This is a genomic window from Leifsonia sp. EB34 (assembly GCF_041260585.1).
Lineage (GTDB): Bacteria > Actinomycetota > Actinomycetes > Actinomycetales > Microbacteriaceae > Leifsonia.
On the sequence record NZ_JBGCCV010000001.1, the window covers coordinates 470868 to 482059 of the forward strand.

Below are 11192 nucleotides of genomic sequence, written 5' to 3' on the forward strand. Positions count from 1 at the left end.
CCATGTCCATCTCGCAAATCGTCTTGACCGTCATGTTGCTTGCCGGTGGCGCCTTCGCGCTGATCGCCGCCACCCGCCTCCTGCCGGGCGTCGCCCGGCGCGCCGCCGCCCTGGTCGACGCGCGGCGTCAACGGATCCGCGGGAACCCCGGCGACCACGCGCGCATCACCGCGCGCATCCAGCTGCCTTCCCGGCTTCGGAGCCAGCAGAAGATTAGCGCGGCGCAGTCCGCACAGAGCGAGGCCGAGGCTCGCGTGGACCGCATCCGCGCCGGGTTCCCCCACGGCACCGAGCCCGGCTGGAGCGTAAAGATCTTCACCTTGGCTATGCTCGCCGTCTGGCTCGTCGCGATCACCGCCGCCGCTGTCCTGGACTGGCCGATCATCAAGTCGGTGAGCGGCGGCAACGGCCTGTATGCCCTCGTCGGCGTGCTGGTGTTCATGTGCTGGCCCTTCGTCGCTGCACTTGTGCTCGAGCAGCTTGTGAACCGCTGGCGCACGCGGCTCGGCCCGCTCGTTTTCGCTGGCGCCGTCATCGCCGTCCTTGCCGCGGTCGTCATTGTGATCGCCATCCTCGCCACCCTTGCCCCGATCCGCGCGCAGATCGAGTACGCCGAGCAGCTCACAACGGCTCGGCACCAGCTTGTCAAGTACCAGGACGACGGGGACCAGACCGCGGTCGCAACGGAGAAGAGTCTCATCGCCCAGCTCACGGCGCAGGAGCGGCAGTCCGCCGCCTTCAACCAGATCCTGGTGCCGTTGGCCGCCGGAGTCGAAACCGCGAGCGGATACTTTCTGCTGCCCGCGCTGCACCTGCTGCAGCTTGAGGCGGCCCGCGGGGCGGCCTACCGCACGCGTCGGCTCGCCGCAGCCGCCCAGAACCGGCACAACGTGCGCGAGGCGCGGATGCTGCGTCGGCTCGGCCGCGCATTCCGCAGTGCTGGACTCACCCAGCAGGACCTCGATCGCCAGCTCGAGCCTGCTCCCGCCGCCGCCGTCGCTACCGGGACGCTGGACCCAGTCGCGATGCCCTCGGGCGTGCCGGACGCGGCGAGCACTATGACCGTCCCGGCGACGCCCGCATCGACGGCCGGCGGCCCTGTGCAGCCCGTCGGCCCGGAGGCAACGGGTCGCGCGCCCTCGGCTTCCCGCACGCCGGGGCGTCCGATCGTGCAGCCCAGCCCCCAGCCCGAGGCCGAGCCCATCGCGGGGCCGGCGCCCGAGCGCCTCGACGACTCCTTCGACATCCTCCAGTAAACCCCCGGAAAACCCAACGCCAACGAAAGGCTCACGCCAGTGTCCACCTACCGCACCGCCACGACCTCGTACACCTCGACAAGCGTCTCAACCGCCTTCGACTCCGCATCAACCGAGTACGAAGCCCTGCTCCACGGCCTCTGCTCGCAGGCTGCCGCCACCTTGGCGGCGGACCTCGCCGACATGCCGCTCGCCACCCCGAGCGCCGTCGCGGCGGCCTGGTCGCACGTCGATCAGGCGCTGCCGCTGTGGCGAGAGCACCTTCCCGTGTCATCCCTCGACGCGCTGACCGAAGCGCAGACGGGGTCGGTGCCGCTCCAGGACGCCGTCGCGGCGGTCGCGCAGGATCTCGGCGCTCTCGAGCGCTTCGCCGCCGCTGACACCGCGGCGGCCGTACTACCGATGCTCGGGTACGCGATCGAGCGCGCCGACGGCGAGTGCACGAGCGCGTTCGAGGCCCGCAACGGTCACGAGACGATGCTGATCATGTTCCGTGACGGCGGTGCCGTAGAGATGGACTACCTCGGTCTGATCGACGGCAGCTGCAACGACCGTCAGGCCGAGTTCGTCGATGCGATGCGCGAGGCCGGCATTGCTCTCGACGAGCAGGCGAACGTTCAGCACCACGACCCTCGCGGCGGCTCGCTCGCCCAGAACGCTGCGCGTGGCGGCGGCTCGCTCGCCGAACGCCTGGTGAGCTTCGGCGACCAGAGTGCGGCTCGCCTCGTCCCCCAACCTGCGATGCAAGCGGTACCCACGGGCCGCCGCCGCGCACGGAAGTACGCTCGATGACCGGCCGCGCGTGGCTTCTCATCGACGCTCTCGACCGCGCCTGCATCGACGGGACGATCCTGGTCGTGAACGACCTCGTCAGCGACTTCCTCGCCGACCAGGGCACTCTCCGCGAAGTCACACGAGTGCTCGCCGCACGCGCGGCCGAGCGCGGGATGGCCACCCTGCACTACTCCATCGCCGGTCAGGTCGAGGTCATCGCCGCCCCCGGCGCCCCGCGGGCGCGCGTTCCCGGGGGCATCGGGCCGAACACACCGCCGACGGTCGCCCTCGACCAGCTGCGCGAGGCGTGCTTGCAGTCGGACTCGCCGCACCTGCTCATCGCCGACTACGCCGAGCACGTGCTGCCGCCGGACGAGATGCAGTCGGCCAGCGGCGACACCGCGCGCATCGTTGAGCAGATCGCAGCCCTGCCGAAGAACGCTGCATGGTCCCTGGGCGGGCATCGACTTGTCCTCATCGGACGCACCGCGAGCGTCGACGAGCGGATCATCCGGCTCCCCTGTGTGCGCCAGATCAGCCTGGGCCTCCCCCAGCTCGACGAGCGGCGCCACGGCATCCAGTTGATGACGCACGCCCGGCGCAGCCCGCTGCACCTCGCGCCCGGGCTCGACCTCGATCGCGCCGCGCGGCTGACCGGCGGGATTCCGCTACACCGACTCAGCGCGATGCGGTTCCACACCTCGGCGCAACATCCGCTCGAGGTCGCCGAGATCATCGCGCACAAGAACGCGGCGATCCGTCAGGCGGCCGGGGACACTCTGTTCGTCCACGACGAGCTGCTCGACATCGAAGCGGACGTCGCGGGCCTTCCGCAGTTGCGGCGGGTGCTGCAGGAGGAGCAGCTTCACGGAAGCGAGAGGTTGCGGCTCGTGCTGGCCGGACCTCCCGGCAACGGCAAGACACGGGTGTCCACCGCGATCGGCTCGTGGCTCGGCGTCCCTGTCCTCGAGCTCGGGCGGATCCGGGCGCGCTATGTCGGCGATAGCGAGGACAACCTGCGCCGCGCCCTCGACGCGATCGAGGCGAACGCGCCTGCCGTGCTGTTCATCGACGAGGCCGACCAGGCCGGCCTCGGGCGCCGAGGCGAGTCCGCGGGCGGAGAAGGCAGCGAGGTCTCCGCGAACCTTCGCGCGGCGCTGTTCGCGTGGCTCGGCGACGTCGGCGCGAAGGCTGGAGTCACCGTGATCGGCGCTACCAACCGCCCCGACCTGCTTGACGAGGCAGCGACGGACCGTTTCACGGTGGTGCCAGTCCTGCATCCCTCGCCATGGGAGGCCGCGCAGATCATGGCGATCCAGGCGCGGCGGGATGCCATCGACTTCGACAGCGCCGAGGCCGGACTCGCTCTCGCCGACGCGCCGGTCGCTGTCTCGGGCCGGCAAGCGGTGCGACTGTTCCACCGCGCCCACATCCACGCACTGGAGTCCGCCCATAGCGCCGTGCGCGGGGCCCACGTCGCTGCAGCGATCGCCGAGTCGCTGCATTTCATCGGACCGGAGGAGGAGAGACAGTCGCTGCTCGCCGTGCGGGCTACGACCTGGGCGGGGCACCTCCCGTGGAACGCGGCGCGACACCTAGGCGTGGACGGCGCGGTCCCGCCCGCCTACCTTGACACCTGCGTGCGCCCCGATGGCACGCTCGACGTCGCCGCGATCGACGACCGTCTCCGCAAGCTGGAGCGGGTCCGTGGCTACTGAACGAGCCTCGTCGCCGCAGTCGCCCGACCTCGACCTCGTTCTGCACGCCCACCGCGCGCTCGACGACTGGCTCGAGGCGCGCGTCCAGACGCCGAGCAGTCAACTCACTGGCGGCGGCGCGATCGGGCTCGTCGAGGCCCGGCTCTCCGCTCAGCATGAGGGGCGCCCCGTGCTCCTCGTGCCGAGCGCGAGCTACGGCCTGATGGTCGTGCTCGCCTCCCTGGGCCTCCGCCACGGCGACGAGGTGCTGATTCCGCAGTACGACTGGCCGGCGAGCCTCGCGGCCGTACGGACGCTCGGCGCTGTGCCCGTCGTCGTGCCCGTTGCCCCCGGGACCCTAACCATCGACCCCGTCGCGGCGGCGTCACGCCGCACGGCGCGCACCCGCGCCGTGGTCGCCACACATCTCTTCGGGATCGCCGCCGATGTGGCCGCCCTGCGCAGTACACTCCCACAGCTGCCCGTGGTCGAGGACTGTGCACAGGCCCTCGGCTCGACTCTCGACGGGCGACCCGTCGGCGCCCTCGGAGACGCCGCGGTGCTGAGCTTCGGGCCAGGAAAGCGCCTCGACGCCGGCGAGCTCGGCGCGATCGTGCTACGCGACCACGCCCTGAAGGAGGCGGCGCTGCGTCGCAGCGCGCACCCCCTGCGGCAGCTGCACGACGGCATCGCCATGCCGGAGCTCGGCGAACTGTCAATTCGCCCGCATCCAATCGCCGCCATCCTTCTGAACGCCGCGCTCAACGCCGACGAGCCGGGCGCGATCATCGCCGCGCACCGCGCCCTGAGCGCCCAACTCGCCGCGGCCGGCATTCAGGCCCTCGGCGCGGATGAGCGGCGCGGCGTCGCCTTCCCGAGCGCTGTCCTCTCGGCGAGCGAGCCGGGCGCTGCGAGCGTTCGGATGTCACTAGCAGGCGTGTCGGTGACCCGCGAGAGGGTCCTCGACATCCAGGCCGTGGCGAACGGCCGCGCCGACGCGCGAACCGTCCTCTTCGTCGCCCCGAATCACACGGAGCCATGCTCCGGCACGCGGTCAAGGCAGGCGGGGCAGGCCGCGAGGCTTCCTGCCGCGCCTGCCCAGCGGCAACGTGGTGCTCACCCCGATAAATCCTGATTCCTCCGGAGGGAGGTGATGAGCAGAGTGAACGCTTTCACCCGCCACCAGCGGCACCGTGCGATGTACGTCTGCCGCGGCTGCGGAACGGAGGTCTACAAGGACCGGTTCGTCCGCTGTCCTGTGTGCGGCATTAAATGGGGCTGAGCCCCGGATGCGCCAGGGGTCCCGTCAGCAGATCCGGCGGGACCCTCTCATGCAGACGCGACCGTCTTCCCCTGCGCAGACCACTCAGGAGACTCCTATGACAGCTTCCCCTTATCGCCCGGACGAGCAGCCTCAACACTCGGCCGAGCCCTCGGACGAGCACCCCCCTCTCGGCCTCGTCTACCCAGTCACCGCGCTCGTGCGCGACGAGGACGCCGGCCTCCGTGCGCTCGTGGCATCGCGTCGCCTCGTCCGGCTCGTTGCCGAGTTCGACCCGGAGTCATACATTGCGTTCGAGGTGCGCACCACGGAGGTACGAGGTCGGCTCGCGGCATCCGTCTCGATCGCCGGGCCCGCCGCCCTCGATTTGGACCTCGCTGAACTGCGCGCGGCGCTGGACCCCGCTGTCGTCGTCGGGAAGCCCATGCCGCTCGCGCCTGAAAACGTGCCGAACGTTGCCACCGCCTTCGAGCTGGTGAGGACTACGGTAACGCCGCTGTTCCGCGCGACCGCCAGCTCGACCGAGTCCGAGTCGCAGGCGCAGGACCTCATCGACGGCCCCGCCTTCGCAGTACCGATGCCGAACGACGCGGACTCCGACGAGCCGCTGCTCGCCGCGCTCACCCGCACCGACCGTCGGCTGCGCGTGCGGACAGTGCTCGCACCGGCCGGCGATCTGGCCGCGCAGATCGCCCTCGACGAGCTCGCGGCCTCGATGTCGCGCTCAGCCATCGGCGACTACGCACGGACGCCCGTCCTCGCGCGCACGGTGGTGACGTCCGAGTCCCGCGTGCCGGTCGCGGTTCGCGCCGCCTTGGCGCTGCGCGGCAGTGGGCTGCGGCTTGCTCCGCTGAACGTGAGCTCGGCGGCGGAGCTCTGGGCCGCGCCGCAAGCGGGGGTTCGTTCCGCCGCCATCGGTGAGCTGCACGCTGTCGCACTTCTTCGCGTGCCGGCAGCTGGCGGCGAACAGGCCTTGGGCCTCCCGACCCGGCGCCCGCCCGCGCCCCCGCGCCCGCTGGATCCAATGCCGCCGAGGCCGTCACGTCCCGTCCGGCTCGGCTGGGCCGCGGACGCCTTCGGCCAGCGCGCTGAGGTCGAGCTCGAGGCGAGCGATCTGTGCCGATCGGTCTTCGTCGAAGGCCGCCCGGGCTCGGGCAAGACGCTCTTCCTGGTCCAGCTATGCGAATCCTTGCTGAGGGCGGATTGCCAGGTGATCTACCTCGACCCGCACGGCGACGGTGCCGCGCGGGCGGCCGCATATAGCGCCGAACTGGACGGCCCAGGTGTGCATTACGTGCGCCATGGTGACCGCGCCCACCCTGTGCGTCTGAACTTCTTCGGCGAGACCGATCCGGAGCTGCGCGAGCGCGCCCTAGCGGACTGGCTCGAGTCCGTCCAGGCGATGCTCGACCCGCGTCAGGAGGGCATGGTGGGCGAGCGGTTCAAGCGCAGCATCAGCCTGGTGGCTTTAGCTGCGTTCGAGCTATTCGGCTCGCGCACCTCGATCACTGACGTCGTCGCCCTCTGCGTCACGAAGGAAGCGCTGCGCGTCCTCGCGGCGGCTGTAAGGCCGATCAACCCCGATCTCACCCTCCGAATCCATGCGGAACTGCTCGGGCTCGCAGACAAGGAGTTCGGAGATCTGATCTCTTGGTTGATCTCGCGCCTCCAGCCCTTCCTGCGCACACCTGCCCTGCGCGACATCCTCGGCACGGGCGCCGACTCGGTCGACGTGCTGGATCTCATCGACAGCGGTCGGAGCCTCATTGTCGACACTGCATCAATGGCCTTGGGCGAAGACGTTGCCCGGGTGCTGACCGCGGCGTGGCTGCTGAAGATCCGAAGTGCGATCGGTCGCCGTGCGCATCGCGACCGGCCGCTCGTGATCCTCGTCGACGAAGCACACCTGCACACCTTCGGCGCACTGCCGGGCTTGCTCGCCGAGGGGAGGAAGTATGGCGCGGGTGTTGTGATCGCCACGCAAAGTGCGGACGGTCTGGCGCCGCGGCTCGCCCTCGCGGTCGAGGCGAACTGCGGCTCCGCGGTATCGCTTCGCACAGGCATCCGTGCCGCCGTCGCCGCGAGCGAGCGTCTCGGCGGCGTGCCGCCCAGCGAGCTCACTCGACTTCCGGACCTCACAGCGGTCGCCTCCCTCTGCCGCGGGGGTGTGCCCACTGCAACGTTCACCCTCCACGTCGACCAGCTCGAGCGCGCCGAGCGCGCTGGCTGGACGCCCGAGCGAATCGCCGCCGAGGCAGAGACGGTCGCGGCGCGGAGCCTCCGCCAGCTCTGGGCGCCGTACGACGGCTGGCACGTGCTGACGGACGTCTCCGTCGTGCACGCCGTGCGGGACGCCGGCCAGTACCTGCTTGCTCAGCTGCAATCGGCAAACGGCGCCGACGAGGACGAACCGCTCACCCTCCCCTGAACAGATTGATCCAGCCCGATATCGGCGGGGAGCTCCGTCAAGGCAGCGCGCACGGCGTGCCTGCGGTGCCGCGCGGCAAGCACCGCGCGGCACCGCAGCTCGAGGTGCAGAAATGCTGAGCGCTCGGGCAAGGCGTCCCGGACTCCGCCGATGCGAGCGGCTCGCATCCGCAGGCTAGGTACCCCCGACCGCGCGCACACCAGACCCGCAAATACCACGTACAACGATGGCTGCTGCGGCAGCCACGTACAGCGAGCCAACTAATACGAAATTGGTGAAGTCTCTAGGTGGCAACCCCTGAAACTGAACGGGCACATCCCTCAGCCGGGCTTTCGTTGCTGGCGATTCCAGGGTTGCCTGGTCATCGAAAGGCGGAGCCAGCGCCTGGTTTCACCTCATGTCAGGGAGCAGAAACATCGACAAAAGACGGGCGTTGCGCAGGCGTTCGCGCGCCCGTTGAAGTGTCGGCCGGAGGGTTTGGCTCCAGCCCCGCGCCGGCCACACTGTACTGAACGCAACGGCCGTCACAGGGAGGGCGACGTCGCTTCACCCTTACCACTGAGTGAACGCGCTGAAGTCGGCGGGTCCGCGCATACTCCAGGCATGACAGAAACGACTGATTCTGTCTACGCGGACACTGCCGAGAATCCGAAGCCGGAAAACCGGGACGGCGAAACGGTCAAAAACCCCGGCGAAACCTCCCGGCCAAAAACCTGGGTGCGCGCCGTCTCGGCTACGCGAGGGTGTCGTTGGCGCAGGGCCAGGTCACTGACCGTCAGGAGGACGCACTCCGCGAGGCCGGTGTTGACGAGATCTACGTCGATCGGATCAGCGGGATGAAATCCTCGCGCCCGGCGCTTGACCAGCTACTCGACGACGTACGACCAGGAGACACGATTGTCGTGATGAGCCTGGACCGACTCGGTCGGGATACTCGGCAGCTGCTCGTCTGGGTCGACGAACTGCGGCAACGGCAGGTCGAGTTGCAGATCCTCCAACTCGGCGTGGACACCGCCACCCCGGCCGGCCGGATGGTTTTTTCTATCGTCGCCGCCCTCGCAGAGATGGAGCGAGCGATCATTGTCCAGCGGGTGAACGAGGGCCTGGCCGCCGGTCGAGCCGGCGGCCGGCCACCCGCTCTGTCCCCTGCTCAGCGCCGCGAGGTGATCAGGCTTCGCGCCGAAGGGCGAACTGCCGGCGAGATTGCCGGGCTTTTCGGCTGTTCCGCGCTAACCGTTCGGAGGGTGAGATGACCGCGTCGGCTGTACCATCGCCCCTAAGACCGGTATGACCGTGCTTCTGCCAGAGCAGCTCGACGAGCAGATCGGGGAGCTCGCCACGCAGATGCACACCTCCAAGAACAGGCTCATGGTCGCGGCGGCACAGATGCTCGTCGAGAGTTACGCCCGGCGGGCGCCTGTTGACCGTATGGTCGACGGCGTTCTCAAACGCGATATGAGCTTGCTGGCGCGACTCGAGGACGCGTAAGGGAGGCTGACCATGACGCGTGAATTGTCCCCGTACTACGAGCAGCTGCTTGAGGAGCTCCGCAAGCTGCTGCTCGATGTCGACGACGACGAGCTGATCCTGTATAAGGGCGAAACGGCAGCGCATGTCGCTACGCGCTTGCTCGCCGCCCGCTGGTCTCACTATCAAGACTGGGACACCAAGGCGGGGCCTTTCTACGAGGCGGGTGGTCTCGTCGCTTGGCTCGGCGTGGATCCGGACGAGATTGATCGGATGGAGGCCTCCGGCGATCTCTTGGCTGTGACAACGGATGCTGGCCGACGGCTTTTTCCCGCTTTTCAGATTTCGCCGTTCGGCAAGCCCCTTCCTCACCTTGCGGAGATCAGAAGCATCCTCTACCCGGCGCTCCCGAACGATCTGACCATCGCCAGATGGCTGAACACGCCGAGTCGACGCCTGGGTGGGGCTACCGCCGTGGAGCAGCTGTTTGCTGGCGACGCGGAACCCGTGCTCGCGGCGGCCCGCGAAGACGCTGGGAGGATGGCGCATTGACCGCAAAGGAGAGCGAGCTGACGCGACCCGACATGCCGTTCGACGAGCTCGTCACGGTCCTCCGCGACATAATCGGCGTACGACTCGTCGGTTTTATCGGCGGCGAAGCGCGGTCCAGCGCGGTTAGCGACTGGGCCGATGGCCACAGCGCGCCCAGCGAGAAGGACCAGGAGCGATTGCGTTACTCGTATGACGCGGCGGCCCTGCTGGAACGCTACGACGACATAACGGTGCAGTCGTGGTTCAAGGGCCAGAACCCCTCGCTCGGGATGGCGCCGGCGCAACTGCTCCGGGAGGGCGATCCGACGGAGGCTGGTCGCGAGGTGCTCGCCGCCGCAAAAGCCTTCGCCTACATCGGGTGAGCGTACTGATCGCGAACGGTGGAGTCCAGCTCGAGCGTATAACTTGTTCGATTTCGCTTTCGCGTCGACGAGGATGAGCGTGACGGAGCGTGCAATGGCGGTGGTGGCGTTCATGCTCTTTCATGCGCGGAAGAACGCAGAATCGCGACAGAAACGGCTATGGCGCGGGGAGGTCTCCGGCGTCTACGAAAGCGACTGTGAACCGCCCGCTATCCTGCTGCTGAAGCTTCTTTTGGACTTGCGCGATTGACCTGTCGGCTAGTTCTAGCCCACCCCAGGCGCAGACGTATTGAATCTTCGCCGCGCTGAGGTAGCTGTCGAAGGTGATGTCTGCAACGCCGGCCGCGTTCGGTGTGCTCTCGCTCCAGTCGACTGCTAACCGGTTGGGTTGGTAGTCCTTGAACCCCTTGCTGAAAATGTCGCAGTCCTTGGTGTCATCGGTCATTGCGAACACGCCCATGACTGCCTTCTCGTAAGTGAGGAGGGAGGTGCCGTGTACTTTCGCGACCAGGTGAAGCATCGTTGGTGACACTCGGCGCACTGTAACGGTCACGCTCGGGGCTTCCTTGTTGCGGATGCTGTCTGACGCGAGATAGACGCTCCATGAGATTGCTGCGACCATCAAAGCCACACCGAGTATTTCCACTCCTTTCAGCCAGCGTGAGCCGCCCTTCCGCCAGAAACCGGTAGCGAGCGGAACCGCAGCTCCGGCGAAGAGAAGGGTCAGCGCCAAGGCAAACCAGTCGGAGTAGGTGCGGATCATCCTCTGCATGGTGTCGCCCTGGATACCGAGGGCGGCCAGAATGCCGATTAGTAGCGCGAACGAGACATAGATTGCGGCGCGGAAGACATCAGACGTGCCGCTTGGGGCTGGGTCTGGTGTTGCGGCCGCCGGCTGTCCTGCCGGTCCCGGTTCTGTTCCCGTCTTCTCTGGGTCTTTGCTCTTGCGCCGTGTGCTCACGGCCGTTCACCTTCTTAGCTGAGTAATTCTCACGTAAGTATGAGGCGGCGTAAGCATCGCGACAAGTGCTCAGGTTGCCCGTATGTCAGTCGCGGAAAACGATGCCGTCTCCGCCCACCAGAATCCGGGCGTCCTCCGGTGAGATGAACGACATGGCCGGACCCCGTCCTATGGGGATGACAGAGTGGACGATGGTCTCCGGGTAGACGTGGACACAGGGTGCACACAGAGGCGGTCTAGACGCCTTAAACGACGAAAGCCCCGGCAGACCAAATCATTGGTTTACCGGGGCTTTTGATGGTCGGGCTGACAGGATTTGAACCTGCGACCCCTTGACCCCCAGTCAAGTGCGCTACCAAGCTGCGCCACAGCCCGTTGCTGTCCCACCCAGGCCGTGAGAGCGCCAAGCGAGA

General features: G+C 68.1%; 10 protein-coding genes and 1 tRNA gene. 9 read left to right on the forward strand and 2 right to left on the reverse strand.

The annotated features are described in order from the left end of the window. Nucleotides 1–2: 2 nt before the first annotated feature. From ABIA36_RS02295 to ABIA36_RS02335, 9 genes are all read left to right on the forward strand, one after another. Nucleotides 3–1256, forward strand: coding sequence for a hypothetical protein (locus ABIA36_RS02295; protein ID WP_369960659.1), 1254 nt, complete (start codon nucleotides 3–5; stop codon nucleotides 1254–1256). A 39-nt stretch (nucleotides 1257–1295) separates the two neighbouring features. Further along, nucleotides 1296–2048 carry a hypothetical protein gene (locus tag ABIA36_RS02300; RefSeq protein ID WP_369960660.1) on the forward strand — a complete coding sequence of 251 codons (753 nt, stop codon included), beginning with the start codon at nucleotides 1296–1298 and terminating at the stop codon, nucleotides 2046–2048. Next, nucleotides 2045–3748, forward strand: coding sequence for an ATP-binding protein (locus ABIA36_RS02305; protein WP_369960661.1), 1704 nt, complete (start codon nucleotides 2045–2047; stop codon nucleotides 3746–3748). The genes ABIA36_RS02300 and ABIA36_RS02305 overlap by 4 nt, the downstream gene beginning before the upstream one ends. Next, nucleotides 3738–4862, forward strand: coding sequence for a DegT/DnrJ/EryC1/StrS family aminotransferase (locus ABIA36_RS02310; protein ID WP_369960662.1), 1125 nt, complete (start codon nucleotides 3738–3740; stop codon nucleotides 4860–4862). The genes ABIA36_RS02305 and ABIA36_RS02310 overlap by 11 nt, the downstream gene beginning before the upstream one ends. Nucleotides 4863–5106: 244 nt before the next feature. Then, nucleotides 5107–7437 carry a type IV secretory system conjugative DNA transfer family protein gene (locus ABIA36_RS02315; RefSeq protein ID WP_369960663.1) on the forward strand — a complete coding sequence of 777 codons (2331 nt, stop codon included), beginning with the start codon at nucleotides 5107–5109 and terminating at the stop codon, nucleotides 7435–7437. Nucleotides 7438–8150: 713 nt separating this feature from the next. Continuing rightward, nucleotides 8151–8690: a recombinase family protein gene (locus ABIA36_RS02320; protein WP_369962056.1), complete on the forward strand. Its 540-nt coding sequence runs from the start codon at nucleotides 8151–8153 to the stop codon at nucleotides 8688–8690. 34 nt (nucleotides 8691–8724) lie between these two features. Then, on the forward strand, nucleotides 8725–8925 hold the full coding sequence (locus ABIA36_RS02325) for a hypothetical protein (protein WP_369960664.1): 201 nt from the start codon (nucleotides 8725–8727) through the stop codon (nucleotides 8923–8925). Between the two features lie 12 nt (nucleotides 8926–8937). Beyond that, on the forward strand, nucleotides 8938–9456 hold the full coding sequence (locus tag ABIA36_RS02330; RefSeq protein ID WP_369960665.1) for a hypothetical protein: 519 nt from the start codon (nucleotides 8938–8940) through the stop codon (nucleotides 9454–9456). Then, on the forward strand, nucleotides 9453–9818 hold the full coding sequence (locus ABIA36_RS02335; protein ID WP_369960666.1) for a hypothetical protein: 366 nt from the start codon (nucleotides 9453–9455) through the stop codon (nucleotides 9816–9818). The genes ABIA36_RS02330 and ABIA36_RS02335 overlap by 4 nt, the downstream gene beginning before the upstream one ends. A gap of 157 nt (nucleotides 9819–9975) precedes the next feature. Here the strand turns inward: ABIA36_RS02335 and ABIA36_RS02340 are convergent, their stop codons facing one another. Beyond that, nucleotides 9976–10779, reverse strand: a complete 804-nt coding sequence (locus tag ABIA36_RS02340; RefSeq protein ID WP_369960667.1) for a hypothetical protein — start codon at nucleotides 10777–10779, stop codon at nucleotides 9976–9978. 298 nt (nucleotides 10780–11077) lie between these two features. After that, nucleotides 11078–11154, reverse strand: a tRNA-Pro gene (locus tag ABIA36_RS02345). Between the last annotated feature and the right edge of the window lie 38 nt (nucleotides 11155–11192).